Below are 17009 nucleotides of genomic sequence, written 5' to 3'. Positions count from 1 at the left end.
TTCGTGTTATTAACTTTAGCAAATGCCTGATGTTTTTATGATTTCATCCGCTAAAGCAAAACTTGATGTAAATGCTGGTGAAATAGCGTTTAATACGTGAGTGCTATTGTTTTTGCTAATACAAATAAAGTCATTCTCAATTTTCATGGCCTTATTGTTAAATAGTTGAGATCTAATGCCAATCTTTGTTGAGATCTCTAGGTCTGATGATTTTATTGCGGGAATTAACTTACGTGCTGATTCCACTACGAAGGGCTTGAGGGCGAGCATGGATTGTTCATGTACATATTTTCTAATGCCACCCTTATTCATAATATATAGCTCACATAGCTTCTTGAGATTGGATACAGCTTGTATTGGCTCAATGCCCTCTAGTCTCTGGTAATTTTCTCTTCCAAATGCAAAAGTTGCTGTAGGCCCAATACTAATCTGAGTATTTTCTGCATTAGGAGTAAAATGTACGCCTAGAAAGGGGAGGTTTAAGTCGGGTACTGGATATATATTTGTACTAATATTTATACTGGAAGTATGTCTTATCTTCCAGTACAACCCTTTAAATGGCATTATTGTATATTCATTTCCAACATCAAGTTTATGTGCAACTAAGTCTGCACCAAGGCCAGCACAATTAAATAAGTATTTGTATTTGATGCAAGTCCCTCCATCTAGCTTGATGTAACAATCATTGATTTCTGAGGAAATTACATCTTCATTAAAAATAAATCTTACTTGGTTTTCTTCTAGCTCTGTTTTTAACTTATGAAGTACTTTTTTGGGATTAACTACTGCAGTTGTCGGAACAAAAAGGGCTCTATCTGTTGCAGTTCGAACACCAGGGAAATGTTTGTGTAGCTCGGCTTTTGTTATTATATTTGCTTCGACTCCATTGCTTCTCCCTCGTATTTCTAACTCATCTAGTACTTCATCCAGATGAACATCTTGAGGCGTAATGATTTTACCGCATTCATTTATTTGTAAGTCATTCTTTTTGACCCATTCTTTTAGCCTTCTACCGCCTTTGCTACAAACTCTAGCCTTTAGTGTATCATTCTTATAGTAAATACCCGAGTGAATTACTCCACTATTTCTGCCTGACGAGTGTCTCCCCAGCTCTGATTCTTTTTCTATAATAGTAATTTTTAGGTTCTGTTTACTGAATAGAAGCTCTCTTGCAATGCACATTCCCACCATGCCGCCACCAATTATTAGTATGTCAGTGCTCTGGCTTTCCAATTCTGAACCTTCTAACTCTAAAAATCTTAGCCTATAAACCTTTTGGTGCCCTACACAGCTAAGTAGGCACTCTAAATTTGTCTGGTTATTTCTTGTTCAAGTACTTCAAGAATTCCCGTTTCTTGGATATTCAAGGCAATGTTTCTGTATTCGCCGAGTTTTTTGCTAAATATTTTGCCTGTTCGAGCCTCATCTATCGCAACGAATTTCATATCCTGCCCTTCTTTAATTAGTATTCGGTCAATGTTTTCTTTCTGTATTGTTGCAAGGAAAAAGTAATTAACTGAATCAGGTCGTTTCTCTAAGCCTATATTTCTCACCACACTAGGATTTAGTTCTAGTTCTAGTTCCTCCAGAACCTCTCTTTGAACACATTCCTCTGCATTTTCCTCTACCTCTATAGTGCCCGACACAGGGGCCCATACTCCAGGATCAATAATCTTTTCATTGTCATCTCTTAGCAACAGAAGAATTTTGTCTTCATAGTTGATAAAAATACTGCTGCTTCTTCTGATCACCATCTTTGCTTCAAATAAGTACCTTATCGCTTACAGTTTTTATCCTGGTATTCTTGCTGCTTATCATTTTACTCTAATATATTCACTTACACATTACATTTTACGGTGCAGAACATAGGATTTACTTATCTGCCGAGTCTTGGAGTTTTCCATTAATAGTCACTTTCTTTTCTGCCCAGCTCACTACTTGCAATTTTGCAATTTTTTTTATAAGATTACTTTCTTATTCGGCTTTCTCTGGGCCAACTCATGAGTTTTCATCTGGGCGTAAACGTTTTTCACGATGTTGGTATCGCCGTTGTTGACTCTTCTGGCAAGCCATTGGCAATTTACGAAGAAACTAAATTTACAGGCAGGAAAGAAGAGTATTTGCAGCCGTTTCTTTGCCTAGATCAACTCAAAAAAGACGGTTTTAGTTCGTTTGCCTCTGTAACTTGGCCCATAGATATTTCCGAGATGAAGAGTGGCCGGCAATCGGAATATACCCAGCTTGCGATAAGAGCCACTGATGACTTTGAGCAATATATTAACAAGGAATTTTCTATTGAGCACAAACATACCCTTGAGCATCATAGGGCCCATGCTGAGTCTGTCTTCTTCGCGAGTGGATTCGAAAATGCTCATATTTTGGTTATTGATGGCGCAGGAGAAGAGCAATCAATTTCTATTTTCAATGGAAATAGATATCAAGCAGATTGCATTCAGGAGATAATACGTGTCCCACGTCAGCAGTTTTCATATGGTCATCTGTATGGGCTTGCCACTTCATATCTTGGCTATAGCAGAGGAGCCTCTAATACTCATTGTGGAAAGATAATGGGGCTGAGTAGTTATGGAGAGCCCAAGTATTGTTCTGACTTTATTGAACTATTTACTTCAGCTGGTCATTTTTTCCCAGAGGGACATACAAAAATAATCACTTATCTGACAGAGAGATTCGGATCTGCTTTTGCTATTGGTGAGAAATTTTCAAAAGAACAAGCTGACATTGCTGCTTCAATTCAGTCTTTCCTAGAGCATGATCTCTTGAGGATTCTTAAGGAATTGCCTAATAAATATCCTGATTTAATATCTTCAAGAAACCTCTGCATTGCAGGTGGTGTTGGTATGAACAGTGTAGCAAACGGAAAAATCTTATTTTCTGGAATTTACGATGATATTTTTGTTCAGCCAGCTGCTACTGATGCTGGAATTGCTTATGGAGCAGCTCATTATGGCGCTCGTAAGTCTGGTAACAGCGACCTTGCAAGATCTTTTTGGCAGAAGGCCAATTGGGGCTTCAATTGTCAATCTTCTCTATCAGACGTACAGAAGCTAATTTATTCTTATAATCTTCCACTTTCTGCAAAGACCGTAACTGATGTTCCTGAATATCTTGCAGCTCAACTACATGATTCAAAAATTGTTGCTGTTTGCCGAAATCAGCAAGAAATTGGCGAACGAGCTCTTGGGTATAGATCTATTTTGTCCTTGCCCAGCGAGTACATGAGGGATAAAGTCAATCAACAAGTTAAATATCGTGAGTCATGGAGGCCATTTGCGCCAATTTTATCCGATTCTTTCATACCTGAGATTTTTCCCACTCATAGACCAGAACCTTTCATGTCTATTGTTTATCCAATGAACAATACTACACCACCTGATATTCAAGGAATTGTTCATGTTGATAATACTGCACGACTACAAACAGTAAACCAGGATGTTGATCCTCTTATCAGTCAGACTCTTGCATTGCTTAAATCTCAGTATTCACGCTCACCTGTGATTATAAATACTTCGTTTAACATTAATGGGCAGTCAATGGTCCGTACCGATTATGATGCGCTTGTAACATTTATGTCCACTGGCATAGATCAGTTGCTTATTAATGACGTTCTAATTACAAAAAATACGGATGAGATTTTCCCTAAATCATCAATTACTCCGCTTGATCGTGCTCTGCAATCATTAAGCGCTTCATATGATAAAATTAATATTTTTTATATATGCAAAAATCATGATGACTCTTCAATGCTTAAAGCTGTCCTCTCCTCTGTTTCGATTAATAGAAAATTCTCACAGGATTGCTTTCAGCTGAACATCTTATCTTCTTACTCGTCAGACAAACAACGGTGGTACCAGGAGTCACTACTAGAAAAATTTCTTTCAAAGCGGATTCCTGTACACAGCATTCCTCAAGATTTATCTTCTATTACACTCAGCAATTCTGTTTTGAATCTGCTCATAACTGATCATCAGGTCCTTCCAATGAAAGCGGGCCACTTAATGACAGGTTACAAGATGCCAGATATTGAATATGTAAACTCCTACCTCGCTTCATTGGTTGACGTGCTTTCGGATGAAGATGTTTTTGTGGATTCACAATGTCGTCCAATCCGCATTAAGGATTTGAAGTCCATTTCTCACATATCTGTCCACAGTTCCCCGGTTATGGTTTAGTAGGCCTTATAGCTAACTTTTTTCTTATCTGAACCCATAGTGGTTAATGTAAATATTTGGCAGGGTAGGTCCATTTTTGATTTCGCACATATTTTCAATCTTTTCCTTTACGGAAATTTGTAGTGTAGACAATTTGTGGTTTTGATGCCTGTCTAATCTGAGAAGAAACTCCTTTAGTGACTCTCTGTAAATATGGTCAGGAATAATCCCATATGAGCACCCTTTTTTTAGAACCTCTTCTTCGTCCGCCCACCATAATTTCTTCTCATGTATTTCTTCCAGGCTAATCACTCGGCCTTTTTCTGTAATTGGTAGGGGAAGTATAAAGTCTTCGTTTTTGTGATATCCATTTGTCCCTAAAAAGGGTATTGTATTAATTATAAAACATTTTTTCCTTAGGCTTTCAGCGCATACATATGGTCCTGCGTTTGTTCCAATAAAATACTTGCCTTCGCTTATTACGTGTAATGGATCCCGTTCGTCAGCTTTCATTCCAATGTATTCTATTTTCGCGCCACCACCTTTTAAGTAGTTAGCGAGTCCTTCGACATCTCCTCTTTCAATATCTCTATATGACGCTTTTTGGTGGATGGCACTTTTCACGTATTTGCTCCTGAGTGAGATTGTTGCATCATGTTTTGGGGCAATATTCCTGTATTCACTGTACGAATTTGAATGATTATCTTTGCCTAATAGGCTGCAATACCCCTTTCTTTTGTCTACTTGAAGTGTGTTTCTAATGAATTTGAGCTTCTCCAGGATTTTGAATATGTTGTTCGGGATTCTTATTATATGAAAGTCTTTTTCAAGGTATTGCTCGGCTAATTTGTATGGATATGCGTTGTTGGATATGAATACAATGCGTGAGTTGTTTTTGCTGGCCTCTTCTAGTCCTAATTCATGTTGAAGATATGGCCCTCCAAATCTGTCGCAGTCCATTTTTATTAGTTTTATTTTTTTCATCGCAGTTTTAGTGGCCAATCATTCTACCTTGTGCTGGCGGTATTCCGCAATTAAGTTTCCCTTTTGCCTCTTTCGTTTTTGCTTGATAGCGCTTATTTGTTAACTGTTTGCTTGTGGTAGTTGTTCATCTTCACCATTGATCCGTTTTGAGTTTGCCTCATTGTTGTTTCTTTGAGTGTCCTTCTTCTCAACCAGTTCAAGTATCTGTCTTGCCCGCTTTACTACCGCTGGCGGCACCCCAGCCAGCCGAGCAGCCTCGATCCCGTAGCTGCGATCAGCCCCGCCAGGCATCACTTTGTGCAAAAACACCAGTTCGGCGTCTTGTTCTTCCACCACCACTTGGAAGTTGGCCACGTTGTGATGGCTGACGGCGAGCGCATTGAGCTCGTGGTAGTGCGTGGCAAAGATGCTGCGCGCCCCGAGGCCATTGGGTGGCGGGGAGGCCAGATGCTCCGCCACGGCCCAAGCAATCGAGAGGCCATCGAAGGTGGCCGTGCCGCGGCCAATTTCATCGAGCAACACCAGCGAGCGTTCACTGGCGTGTTGAAGGATGTTTGCCGTTTCGGCCATCTCCACCATGAAGGTGGATTGGCCACTGGCGAGATCATCCACGGCGCCAACGCGGGTGAAGATTCGATCGGCCAGACCGATGGCGGCACGCTCAGCGGGAATCCAGCTGCCCATCTGCGCCATCAGCTGCAGCACCCCGCACTGACGCAAATAACAACTCTTGCCGCTGGCGTTGGGGCCGGTGAGCACCACCAGATCCGGCTTGCCGCCATCGCCTAAGGCCACCGAATTGGGCACAAAGGCCTGCTCGCTCAGCAGTTGCTCCACCACCGGATGGCGGCCGCCCTCGATCTCCAAGCAGCGGCCACCTGTGAGTTCGGGCCTGCAATAGCCCTGGGTGGCCGCCAGCTCTGCGAGCCCGGCCAAGGCATCGAGGCTGGCGATGGCCCGAGCGGCATCGCGGATCGCTGCGGTTTGCTCGCCAACTTGGTCGCGCAGGCGGCAAAACAGGTCGTATTCCCGTTGGTGGCTGCGCGCCTTGAGCTGCAGGATCCGCCCTTCGCGCTCCTTGAGTTCGGGGGTGACGAAGCGCTCTTCATTGCTCAGGGTTTGCCTGCGAATCCAGTGATCGGGCACGGCCGTTGCCTTGGCGCGGCTGACTGCGAGGAAATAACCAAAGCTGCGGTGGAACTGCAGCCGCAGGTTGGGGTTGCTGCTGGCTTTGCGCTCCCTTTGCTCAACGCCAGCCAGCCAGTTCTCTTGCTCATCCAGCCGGTTCCGCAGATCATCGAGGTCTTCATCCACCCCGTCGTGAATTAGGCCGCCTTCACTGAGCGACATCGGTGGCTGATCCACCAGTTCGAAGCGCAGAAGCTCGGCGAGTTGCTGCAGATCAGCTCTGGGTTGCTGCAGATCAGCTAGCGGGGCTGCGCTGCTGCCTTTGAGCAGATCAGCCAGCATCGGTAAGCGCTCGAGTCCATCAGCCAGGGCCACCAGGTCGCGGGCACTGGCGCGGCCAGCCCCACAGCGGCCAGCGAGCCGCTCGAGATCAGCCATGGGCCGCAGCAAGCGCCGCACGGACAGCCGCAGTGGACGCTGCTCAACCAGTTCGGCGATGGCGTCCTGACGCCCTCGAATCGCGGTGGCATCCAACAGGGGTGCTTCCAACCATCGGCGTAGGGCCCGCCCGCCCATGGCGGTGTGGCTGCGGTCAATGGCCCACAGCAGTGAGCCCTGAAACTGACCATCGCGTTGAGTGGCGGTCAGTTCGAGATTGCGGCGCGTTTGGTGATCCAGCACCAAGGCATCACCGGCAAATACCAGCTGCGGCCGCTCCAACGGCACGGTGCTGCCGGGTTGGCTGGCATCGAGATAGGCGATCAGTCCGCCGGCGGCGCGCCGGGCCAAGGGGTGATCAGCCAGTCCCAGGCCCTCCAGGTTGCGAACCCCAAAGCGCTGCTTTAGAGCGCGATCAGCGCTGGCTGCTTCAAAGGGAGTGCGGGGTTGTTGGGTGAGGCCGAGCCCATCAGGACACCACTGCGCCGCTTCGATGCCAGGCAGCAGCAGTTCGGCTGCCTCCAGTTTCAGCAGTTCCTGTTGCAGCTCAGTGGTGCCTTGGCGTTCGTGCAGCAGCAGTTCGCCTGTGGAGACATCAGCGACCGCAAGCCCCCAGCGCTGCTCGTCATCGAGCACAACAGCGGCTAGCCAGTTGTTGCGCCTGGCCGCCAGCATCCCTTCCTCCAGAACGGTTCCAGGTGTGAGGACACGGGTGATGTCCCGCTTCAGGAGGGCCCCTTTGGCCGCGGTGGTTTCCAGCTGATCGCAGAGGGCCACGGCATGGCCGCGGCGCACCAGTTCACTGCAGTAGCGCTCGGCGGCGTGGTGGGGGATCCCTGCCATCGGGACCCTGCCAATGGTTTTGCCCCCCTCTTTGCCGGTGAGGGTGAGCTCTAAAAGGCGGCTGGTCAGCAGGGCGTCTTCGAAGAAACATTCGAAGAAGTCACCGAGTCGATAGAGCAGCACCCGCTCCGGGTGGGCGGCTTTGAGTTCGACGTAGTGCCGCAACATCGGGGTGAGCGCCAGCGGATCCACCAAGCCGTGGTGGTGCCAGCGGGGTAATCCCTCGTCGGCGCTGCTGGTGTTTTCATCGTTGGTTTCTTGAGCTGGGCAGTGGCGCCGTCCGGGATGGCTGCGCCTCTGCTTGGGCCTTTCGCTCTCTTCAGCCTCGTCCTCGCTGGGTTCTGGAGCAAACAGGCTCCCCTGGATCGTTTCGTCGGGCACCAGGGACAGCTGTTGTTCTCCAGGAGCCACGGACGCCTGCAGCAGGAGCGGGGATCGTAGGCAGCCTGCAGCGGCTCACCACAAGCTGTGAACTACTTCGTCAGTTGCAGGCGATCACGTGGGAGAATCCGGCGAGCCATTCGACTGGTTGCGGCCACGCCATGCAGATCCTCAACACCCTCACTGTCCTGGCGCTGGTGGTGATGTCGTTTGCCCTGATCGTCGCTGTACCGGTGCTCTACGCCAGTAACGACGAGAGCGGCAACAGCAACCGCTTGATCCTGTTCGGTGGTCTTGCCTGGGTGGGCCTGGTGCTGCTCAACTGGGGCATGAGCTTCTTTGTGGTCTGAAGCACCGCTTTAAGGCGGATACTGGATGCCAGTACGGCCGTCCTGAGCCATGACCGTTTTTGAAGGACGCTTTACCGATGCCGGCGGCCTGCGCATTGCCGTGGTCGTGGCCCGTTTCAATGATTTGGTCACCGGCAAGCTGCTGAGTGGTTGCCTCGATTGCCTCTCACGCCATGGCATTGATGTGGCTGACACCAGTAATCAGCTGGATCTGGCTTGGGTGCCGGGCAGTTTTGAAATCCCCTTATTGGCCAAGCGCCTTGCCAGTTCAGGCCGCTACGACGTGGTGATCACCCTGGGCGCGGTGATTCGCGGGGATACCCCCCATTTCGATGTGGTGGTGTCAGAAGTCAGCAAGGGTGTTGCCGCTGTGGCTCGCGAGAGCGGTGTTCCCGTGATCTTTGGGGTGCTCACCACCGACACCCTGCAGCAGGCCCTTGAGCGGGCGGGCATCAAGAGCAACCTGGGCTGGAATTACGGCCTGCAGGCTCTAGAGATGGGCAGCTTGATGCGCTCGGTGCCTGCATGAGTGCTGCGCGCAAGGGAATCATCCTGGCGGGGGGCAGCGGTACCCGCTTGCACCCCATCACCCGGGCGGTCAGCAAGCAGTTGCTGCCTGTCTACGACAAGCCCATGGTGTATTACCCCCTCACCACCTTGATGCTGGCGGGCATCCGGGAGGTGCTGGTGATCACCACGCCCCATGACCAGCCGAGTTTTGAGCGTTTGCTGGGCGATGGCAGCGCCTGGGGTATGGAGATTCAGTACGCCGTCCAGCCCAGTCCTGATGGCTTGGCGCAGGCCTTTTTGATCGGTGCTGAGTTTCTCGCTGGTGCTCCAGCCTCTTTGGTGCTGGGGGACAACCTCTTCCATGGCCACGATCTGGTGCTGCAGCTGCAGGCAAGCAATCAGCAGCAGCAGGGGGCCACGGTGTTTGCCTACCCGGTGAGTGATCCCGAGCGCTATGGCGTTGTGGAATTCGCCGCTGACGGCAGGGTGCTCAGCATTGAGGAAAAGCCCAAGCAGCCGAAATCCCGTTATGCCGTTACGGGCCTCTACTTCTATGACGACACCGTTGTGGAGCGGGCCCGGCAGGTGAAGCCATCACCGCGCGGAGAGTTGGAGATCACCGATCTCAACGCCAGCTATCTCAAGGACGGCCAGCTGCAGGTGGAGTTGATGGGCCGTGGCATGGCTTGGCTCGACACCGGCACCTACGACTCGCTGCAGGAGGCCGGGGCCTACATCCGCACCTTGGAGCACCGGCAGGGATTGAAAGTGGCGTGCCCGGAAGAGGTGGCCTGGCGCTTGGGTTGGATCAGCAGCGACCAGCTCGCCGCCTTGGCCCAACCGCTGCGTAAAAGCGGTTATGGCAACTATCTGCTGCAGCTGCTGGAGGTGCCCATTGCAGGTTGAACAGCTGCGTTCGGCGACTGGAGCCACGGTGGAGGGCCCACTGCTGATCACGCCCCAAGTGTTTGGTGATGAGCGGGGCTGGTTTTTTGAAAGCTGGAACCAGCGCCGCTTTGATGAGGCTGCCGGCGAAGTGGTCACGTTCGCGCAAGACAACCACTCCCGCTCAGCCCAAGGGGTGTTGCGCGGCCTGCACTACCAATTGCCTCCTGAGCCCCAGGCGAAGTTGGTGCGCGTTACCTCTGGCGCCATCTTTGATGTGGCGATCGATCTGCGCCAAAGCTCCGCCACCTATGGCCAGTGGGTTGGTGCCCAGTTGAGTGCTGAGAACCACAACCAGCTCTGGGTGCCGGAAGGCTTTGCCCATGGCTTTCTCACCCTCAGTGCTGTGGCTGAGGTGCAATACAAGACCCGGGGCTTCTGGAACAAAGGTTGTGAGCGCGCCATTCGTTGGGACGATCCAGCCCTCGCCATCGCCTGGCCGCTGCAGGGGCTGACGGTTCAGGTTTCTGAAAAAGATGGGTTGGCGCCATCGCTGGCCCAAGCGCAGCAGTCTGGAGATCTGTTCGGATGAAGGTCTTGCTCACCGGCCGCTCTGGTCAGTTGGGCCAAGCCCTGATGGCCTCAGTTCCTGATGGCGTTGAGCTGGTGGCCACCAGCCGCGTGGAGCTTGATTTGGCAGATTCAGCGGCCTGTCGCCGCATCGTGGAAGAGCAGCGCCCGGATTGGGTGCTCAATGCCGGGGCCTACACCGCAGTGGATCAAGCCGAACAGGAGCCTGCGTTGGCGGAGGCGGTGAATGCCCAGGCTCCAGCGGCTTTCGCTGCTGCACTGCAGCAAACCGGCGGCCGCTTGCTGCAGCTCAGCACCGACTTTGTGTTCAACGGCGCCCAGGGCCATCCCTATGGGCCTGAGCAGCCCCGCCAGCCCCTGGGGGTCTATGGCGCCAGCAAGGCGCGCGGTGAGCAAGTCGCCCTGCAGCACCGACAAGCGCGGCTGCTGCGCACCAGTTGGGTGTATGGCCCGGTGGGCAAAAACTTCTGCCGCACGATGTTGCGGCTCCATGCCGCCAAAGCCGACGAGGGAGAGCCCCTGAAGGTGGTGGCCGATCAGGTGGGCTGCCCCACCAGCACGCTGACCTTGGCGAAGGCCTGTTGGCGGGCGATCGGCATCGATGCCAACCCCGATGGCCCACAGGTGTTGCATTGGAGTGATGCCGGCGCGGCCAGTTGGTACGACTTCGCTGTGGCCATCGGCGAGCTGGCGCAAGCCCAAGGCCTCTTGAGGCAGGCAGCCACCGTTGAGCCCATCACCACGGCCGACTACCCCACCCCAGCCACTCGCCCCAGCTACTCACTGCTGGACTGCACCGCCTCGCGTCAGGCCCTTGGCCTGCCAGCGGTGCATTGGCGGGATGCGTTAGCTGAGGTTTTGGCCCGCGCTCAGTAATCTGCCGCCACCGTTGACATCCGGCATGCCCGATTCGCTTCTGCCCGCTGGGATCAATCGTGTGCTGGTCACCGGTGGTGCCGGGTTCATCGGCGGTGCGGTGGTGCGCAGGTTGCTAACAGGCAGCGACGCCCTGGTGTTCAACCTCGATAAATGCGGCTACGCCAGCGATCTGGCCAGCATTGAGGCCTTGCCCGAGTCCAAGGGGCGCCATCAGTTGCTGCAGCTTGATTTGGCCGACACGGAGGCCACGGCAGCAGCGGTTCAGCAGGCCGATCCCGATCTGGTGATGCACTTGGCGGCTGAGAGCCATGTGGATCGCTCCATTGATGGGCCTGGAGCCTTCATCAGCAGCAACGTGAACGGCACCTTTTCGCTGTTGCAGGCCGTGCGTCGCCATTGGGAGGGGCTCAGTGAGGAGCGCCGCAGCCGTTTTCGCTTTCACCACATCAGCACCGATGAGGTGTTTGGCTCCTTGGGTGCCACGGGTCGCTTTTCTGAGACCACGCCCTACGACCCCCGCAGCCCGTACTCCGCCAGCAAAGCCGCCAGTGACCATCTGGTGAATGCTTGGCACCACACCTATGGCCTGCCTGTGGTGCTCACCAACTGCAGCAACAACTACGGGCCTTGGCAGTTTCCCGAAAAACTGATTCCTGTTGTGATCCTCAAGGCGATCGCAGGGGAGCCAATTCCTCTTTATGGGGATGGCGCCAACGTGCGCGATTGGCTGTTTGTGGAAGACCACGTTGATGCGCTCCTACTGGCGGCTACCCGTGGTCAGCTGGGCCAGAGCTATTGCGTGGGTGGCCATGGCGAGCGCAGCAACCGCGAGGTGGTGGAGACCATCTGCCAGCTGCTGGATGAGCGCTGGCCCGAGGGAGCCCCCCATGCCCGCTTGATTACGCGCGTTGCGGATCGCCCGGGCCATGACCGCCGCTATGCGATTGATCCGGCTCGGATTAGCGCTGAATTGGGCTGGGAGCCTCGCCATGACTTCAGTTCGGGCTTGGCTGTCACGGTGGATTGGTACCTGCAGAACCAGGAGTGGTGCCGTTCCGTGCGGCAGCGCGCTGGCTACAGCGGTGAGCGCATTGGCACCCGCGCTTGAAGTGATTGACCGCCGGCAGGGTGGTCATGCATGATCATCCGATCGGCGCTTGAAAAAGCCCCGAGTGCGGATGTAGCTCAGTGGTAGAGCATCTCCTTGCCAAGGAGAGGGTCGAGAGTTCGAATCTCTTCATCCGCTTGATTCTCTAAGCATCAGCGTCTGCCCGTTGCTGCGGCGGAAATCCAGTTGGGTGTAGAAGCCTTCGCCATTGGTGGTCATTAAGTAGATGCGCTCCACCCCTTGAAGGCTGGGATGTTGCAGCAAGGCCTCCACCAGTTGCCGCCCCAAGCCCCGCCCTTGGACGTCTTCTGGGATCACCACATCCCACAGCACAGCCCGGAAGGCGCCATCACTGCTGGCCCTGGCAAAGCCCACCAAGCGTTTGCCGCGCCAGAGGCTGGCCACTGCCGCACTGCCCGCCAACATCCGCCTCAACTGGGAAATGGAGCGGCCCTGGGCCCAAAAGGCGTGTTGATTTAGTAAACGCTGCAGCTTGTAAAGGCCGCGGGTTGGACGCAGTCCAGGCCCGAGACCCAGCAGCCGGAGCCCCGGTGCACCCGGCGCATGCATTAGAAGCCTTGTGCCGTTCATGGCAACATCCTCCAAAGGCCTCTCCAAGTCCTCGTTCTCCCTTCTGTCACTGTCCCATGCTCAAGCTGCTGCTGGGTGACCCCAATGCCCGCAAGCTGAAGCGCTACCAGCCCTTGGTGAGCGACATCAATTTGCTTGAGGAGGACATTGCCCCCCTCTCTGATGAGGACCTCCGCCGGCGCACCTCGGAATTCCGTCAGCAGCTTGAAAATGCCGGCAGCCTGGAGCGCCAGCGGCCGGTTCTCGATCAGCTATTGCCCGAGGCGTTCGCCATCGTGCGCGAGGCCGGTAAGCGCGTGCTGGGCATGCGCCATTTCGATGTGCAGCTGCTGGGCGGCATGGTGCTGCACGACGGCCAAATCGCCGAAATGAAGACCGGGGAAGGCAAGACCCTGGTGGCCACCCTGCCGTCGTATCTCAATGCCCTCACCGGCCGCGGCGTCCACGTGGTGACGGTGAACGATTACCTGGCCCGGCGCGACGCCGAATGGATGGGCCAGGTGCATCGCTTCTTGGGGTTGAGCGTGGGCTTGATCCAGCAGGACATGAGCCCGGCGGAGCGCCGCCAGAACTATGGCTGCGATGTCACCTACGCCACCAACAGTGAGCTGGGGTTTGATTACCTCCGCGACAACATGGCCACCGACATCAGCGAGGTGGTGCAGCGCGAGTTTCAGTACTGCGTTATCGACGAAGTCGATTCCATCCTTGTGGATGAAGCCAGGACCCCGCTGATCATTTCCGGCCAGGTGGAGCGGCCCCAGGAGAAATACAACCAGGCCGCAGCCCTGGCGTTGCAACTGGACCGTGCCGCTGAGATGAGCAAAGACGGCATCGACCCAGAAGGCGATTACGAAGTTGACGAAAAACAGCGCAGCGTGATCCTCACCGATGAGGGCTATGCCAAGGCGGAATCCATCCTTGGGGTGGAAGATCTCTTCAATGCAGCTGATCCCTGGGCCCACTACGTCACCAATGCTCTGAAGGCCAAGGAGCTGTTCATCAAAGACGTCAACTACATCACCCGCGACAACGAGGTGGTGATCGTCGATGAATTCACCGGCCGTGTGATGCCGGGCCGGCGTTGGAGCGATGGCTTGCACCAGGCGGTGGAGGCCAAAGAGAGCCTGCCGATCCAGCCAGAAACCCAAACCCTGGCTTCGATCACCTACCAGAACTTCTTCCTGCTCTATCCCCGGCTGGCTGGCATGACCGGCACAGCCAAAACCGAGGAGGTGGAATTCGAGAAGACCTACAAGCTGGAGGTCACCGTCGTTCCCACCAACCGCACCCGAGCCCGCCGGGACTTGGTGGATCAGGTCTACAAAACCGAATCAGGCAAGTGGCGCGCCGTTGCCCAGGAGACTGCCGAGGTGCATCGCACCGGGCGCCCCGTGTTGGTGGGCACCACCAGCGTGGAGAAAAGCGAGGTGCTCTCAGCTCTGCTGCAGGAAGAGGGCATCCCCCACAACCTGCTTAATGCCAAGCCTGAAAACGTTGAGCGCGAGGCGGAAATCGTTGCCCAGGCCGGCCGCACCGGCGCGGTGACCATCGCCACCAACATGGCGGGCCGCGGCACCGACATCATTCTCGGTGGCAACACCGACTACATGGCGCGCCTGAAGGTGCGTGAAGCCCTGCTGCCCCGGCTGGTGCGCCCGGAAGAGGGTCACCGGCCGCCTGTGCCATTGCAACGGGAAGCCAGCAGTGGTTTTGCTGCGGCAACCTCAGCCCCAGCCAAGCCCCCGAGTGAGGCCCGCGCCCTTGGACGCCTTTACCCCTGCGAGCTTTCCCCCGAAACCGATGCGGCCCTGGCGGATGTGGCCCGTGAGCTCGTCAAGCTGTGGGGTGATCGCACCTTGACGGTGCTGGAGCTGGAAGACCGGATCAGTAGCGCCGCTGAGAAAGCGCCCAGTGAGGATGCTGGAATCATGCAGTTGCGTCAGGTGTTGGCGCAGATCCGCGCCGACTACGACGCTGTGATTTCCACTGAGCAGGCCAGTGTTCGTGAAACCGGTGGTCTGCATGTGATCGGCACCGAGCGCCATGAATCGCGCCGCGTTGATAACCAGCTGCGGGGCCGCGCTGGTCGCCAAGGCGACCCAGGCAGCACCCGCTTCTTCCTGTCGCTGGAAGACAACCTGCTGCGCATCTTTGGTGGTGACCGCGTCGCCGGCTTGATGAATGCCTTCCGGGTAGAAGAGGACATGCCGATCGAATCCGGCATGCTCACTCGCTCGTTGGAGGGAGCTCAGAAAAAGGTTGAGACGTACTACTACGACATGCGCAAGCAGGTCTTCGAGTACGACGAGGTGATGAACAACCAACGGCGTGCCGTCTATGTCGAACGCCGCCGCGTGCTCGAAGGCCGTGATCTCAAAAAGCAGGTGCTCGGCTACGGCGAGCGAACCATGGAAGACATCGTTGAGGCCTACGTCAATCCGGAACTACCGCCGGAGGAATGGGATTTCAGCCACCTGACCAACAAGGTCAAGGAATTCGTCTACCTGCTTCAAGACCTGGAGCCTCAGCAGTTGGCTGGTCTGTCGATGGAGGAGCTCAAGGCCTTTCTGCATGAGCAGCTGCGCATCGCTTACGACCTCAAGGAAGCGGAGATTGAGCAGCTCAAGCCTGGCTTGATGCGAGAAGCTGAGCGCTTTTTCATTCTTCAGCAGATCGATAGCCTCTGGCGTGAGCATCTGCAGAGCATGGATGCCCTTAGGGAATCGGTGGGTCTGCGCGGTTATGGCCAGAAAGACCCTCTGATCGAATACAAGAACGAGGGCTACGACATGTTCCTGGAGATGATGACCCAGGTTCGCCGCAACGTGATCTATTCGATGTTCATGTTCCAGCCTCAGCCTGCATCCACTGAGGAGGTTACTGCTTAATTCTTCGTCAAATCACAGCATAGTGAAATACATTCGCTATTTTTATTTTCTTGGGCTGTGCTTAAGCCCAATTCTTTTTATTGAGTTGGCATTTCAATATGTTTATAGGTTTGATTTGCTCTCAAGAAGTTGGGCTTGGTCAGGAACAGTCAAGCCTTCTCTTTTGCCCAATGGATTGCCGGCTAAAGCAGACTACATATATGACTCGCGTTGGGCTGGTACGCCCACTGAATTTCCTTCGCGTGGGCCAGTCAGGCTTCGAACGGATAAATATGGCACTATTTTGCCATCTGGATTGAGTCGAGCCTCGAAGGATACTTCTTCTGGCTATGTTCTTTTTTGTGGAGGCTCGACCACTGAATCCTCGTCAGTTTCGGAAGGATTCCGTCCAGCTGATGTCTTTGCCAAGCTTTCGAAGCTAGGAGCTGTTAATGCTGGTAAAAGCGGGAAAGATATATATGGTTGCATTGAGACAATCGATGGGATTTTTCGCCTGGCTAACAAGCGACCTTCCCGGATTGTGATTGCTACTAATGTGAATACTCTAATGTCATTTGCGCAGGAAAAAATTCGTAACCAGGGTTCGCTTAGCGCCTCTGCAGAGAAGAATTCAGTTAAAAATAGTCATCTTATTTCTGATCCTTTATCTAGTGTTAAAAAATATGTTTTACAGGTATTTCCTGGGATAGCGCGGTTTGCTACTAAGCTTCGTATTGATAATAGCCCTTACGCTGAACAAGAATTTGGATTGATCTCTGGATGCTGTCATGGTGCTTCAGAAGTTAATAGATATTCAAGCAATTTTCATTGGAATTCTGATGAGCTCAAGAGTGAGTATGCTCAACATGTAGAAAACGGATTAAATCAATTAAAAGCTGTCTTGTTGAAGCACGATTTTCCGGCTGAAAATGTACTAATTTTTAAAGAACCTCACTCTTTCTCATTCAAAGTTTGGCCGAGTTGGCCAGATTATCGCCAATGGCTTTCCGACTATAGTGGAAGACAATTAAATAGTCAGGAAAGCTCGCAAATTACGGATAATTTTGACGATTTATATGCAAACCTATTTTTAAATGCAGGCTTTAAAGTCGTTGCTTTCCCTGAGGAAAAACTTAGCTCGGAATACTTCATTGATGCGGTTCACCTTACTTCAAAAGGTGCTTTTGAGATAGGCAAGTACTACGCCCAAGTTATTTCCTTGCCTCGTTAGCTAGAGAGGCTGGCGAGGTGATGTTTCCCAGGAGACTTTGTTCTTGTTTTC

14 protein-coding genes and 1 tRNA gene are annotated in these 17009 nt (G+C 53.1%); 10 read left to right on the top strand and 5 right to left on the bottom strand.

From position 1 onward, the window contains the following. Positions 1 to 15 precede the first annotated feature (15 nt). Together lhgO and SIB46_RS07945 are read right to left on the bottom strand one after the other, a co-directional pair. Positions 16 to 1233 carry an L-2-hydroxyglutarate oxidase gene (lhgO, locus tag SIB46_RS07950; RefSeq protein WP_413295620.1) on the bottom strand — a complete coding sequence of 406 codons (1218 nt, stop codon included), beginning with the start codon at positions 1231 to 1233 and terminating at the stop codon, positions 16 to 18. Between the two features lie 71 nt (positions 1234 to 1304). Next, positions 1305 to 1754 carry an NUDIX domain-containing protein gene (locus tag SIB46_RS07945; RefSeq protein WP_413295619.1) on the bottom strand — a complete coding sequence of 150 codons (450 nt, stop codon included), beginning with the start codon at positions 1752 to 1754 and terminating at the stop codon, positions 1305 to 1307. Positions 1755 to 2000: 246 nt separating this feature from the next. Here SIB46_RS07945 and SIB46_RS07940 point away from each other — a divergent pair, with 246 nt between their 5' ends. Further along, a complete protein-coding gene (locus SIB46_RS07940) occupies positions 2001 to 4190 on the top strand; it encodes a carbamoyltransferase C-terminal domain-containing protein (RefSeq protein WP_413295618.1) in 2190 nt (729 codons plus the stop codon). Between the two features lie 24 nt (positions 4191 to 4214). Here SIB46_RS07940 and SIB46_RS07935 read toward each other — a convergent pair whose 3' ends face one another. Further along, positions 4215 to 5153, bottom strand: coding sequence for a hypothetical protein (locus tag SIB46_RS07935; protein ID WP_413295617.1), 939 nt, complete (start codon positions 5151 to 5153; stop codon positions 4215 to 4217). A 99-nt stretch (positions 5154 to 5252) separates the two neighbouring features. After that, complete coding sequence (gene mutS, locus SIB46_RS07930; protein WP_413295616.1) at positions 5253 to 7973, bottom strand: DNA mismatch repair protein MutS; 2721 nt, start codon at positions 7971 to 7973, stop codon at positions 5253 to 5255. 131 nt (positions 7974 to 8104) lie between these two features. Here mutS and psbZ point away from each other — a divergent pair, with 131 nt between their 5' ends. The 7 genes from psbZ to SIB46_RS07895 all read left to right on the top strand — a co-directional run bounded on the left by psbZ (position 8105) and on the right by SIB46_RS07895 (position 12404). Then, positions 8105 to 8293 carry a photosystem II reaction center protein PsbZ gene (gene psbZ, locus SIB46_RS07925; RefSeq protein ID WP_011934497.1) on the top strand — a complete coding sequence of 63 codons (189 nt, stop codon included), beginning with the start codon at positions 8105 to 8107 and terminating at the stop codon, positions 8291 to 8293. 49 nt (positions 8294 to 8342) lie between these two features. Continuing rightward, positions 8343 to 8822, top strand: coding sequence for a 6,7-dimethyl-8-ribityllumazine synthase (gene ribH, locus SIB46_RS07920; protein WP_413295615.1), 480 nt, complete (start codon positions 8343 to 8345; stop codon positions 8820 to 8822). Beyond that, positions 8819 to 9709: a glucose-1-phosphate thymidylyltransferase RfbA gene (gene rfbA, locus SIB46_RS07915; RefSeq protein ID WP_413295614.1), complete on the top strand. Its 891-nt coding sequence runs from the start codon at positions 8819 to 8821 to the stop codon at positions 9707 to 9709. Before ribH ends, rfbA begins: the two co-directional genes overlap by 4 nt. Beyond that, a complete protein-coding gene (rfbC, locus tag SIB46_RS07910) occupies positions 9699 to 10280 on the top strand; it encodes a dTDP-4-dehydrorhamnose 3,5-epimerase (protein ID WP_413295613.1) in 582 nt (193 codons plus the stop codon). The genes rfbA and rfbC overlap by 11 nt, the downstream gene beginning before the upstream one ends. Continuing rightward, the gene (rfbD, locus tag SIB46_RS07905; protein WP_413295612.1) at positions 10277 to 11155 is read left to right on the top strand and encodes a dTDP-4-dehydrorhamnose reductase; all 879 of its coding nucleotides are present in this window, start codon (positions 10277 to 10279) and stop codon (positions 11153 to 11155) included. The genes rfbC and rfbD overlap by 4 nt, the downstream gene beginning before the upstream one ends. A gap of 25 nt (positions 11156 to 11180) precedes the next feature. Beyond that, the gene (rfbB, locus tag SIB46_RS07900) at positions 11181 to 12266 is read left to right on the top strand and encodes a dTDP-glucose 4,6-dehydratase (protein ID WP_413295611.1); all 1086 of its coding nucleotides are present in this window, start codon (positions 11181 to 11183) and stop codon (positions 12264 to 12266) included. Positions 12267 to 12332: 66 nt separating this feature from the next. Continuing rightward, positions 12333 to 12404 (top strand) — tRNA-Gly (locus SIB46_RS07895). Here the strand turns inward: SIB46_RS07895 and SIB46_RS07890 are convergent. Next, positions 12396 to 12857 (bottom strand): GNAT family N-acetyltransferase, encoded by a 462-nt coding sequence (locus SIB46_RS07890; protein ID WP_413295610.1) that lies wholly within the window; start codon positions 12855 to 12857, stop codon positions 12396 to 12398. The two genes, SIB46_RS07895 and SIB46_RS07890, sit on opposite strands and share 9 nt — an antisense overlap. Positions 12858 to 12913: 56 nt before the next feature. Here SIB46_RS07890 and secA point away from each other — a divergent pair, with 56 nt between their 5' ends. After that, entirely contained in the window at positions 12914 to 15748 is a 2835-nt protein-coding gene (gene secA / locus SIB46_RS07885) for a preprotein translocase subunit SecA (protein ID WP_413295609.1), read from the top strand. 22 nt (positions 15749 to 15770) lie between these two features. Continuing rightward, positions 15771 to 16958: a hypothetical protein gene (locus SIB46_RS07880; RefSeq protein ID WP_413295608.1), complete on the top strand. Its 1188-nt coding sequence runs from the start codon at positions 15771 to 15773 to the stop codon at positions 16956 to 16958. Positions 16959 to 17009: the final 51 nt, after the last annotated feature.

It is taken from the genome of Synechococcus sp. MIT S9452, from assembly GCF_047304245.1.
In the GTDB taxonomy this organism is placed as follows: domain Bacteria; phylum Cyanobacteriota; class Cyanobacteriia; order PCC-6307; family Cyanobiaceae; genus RCC307.
The sequence above is the reverse complement of the archived record's forward strand: the minus strand, read 5'-3'. Positions and strand labels throughout refer to the sequence as shown.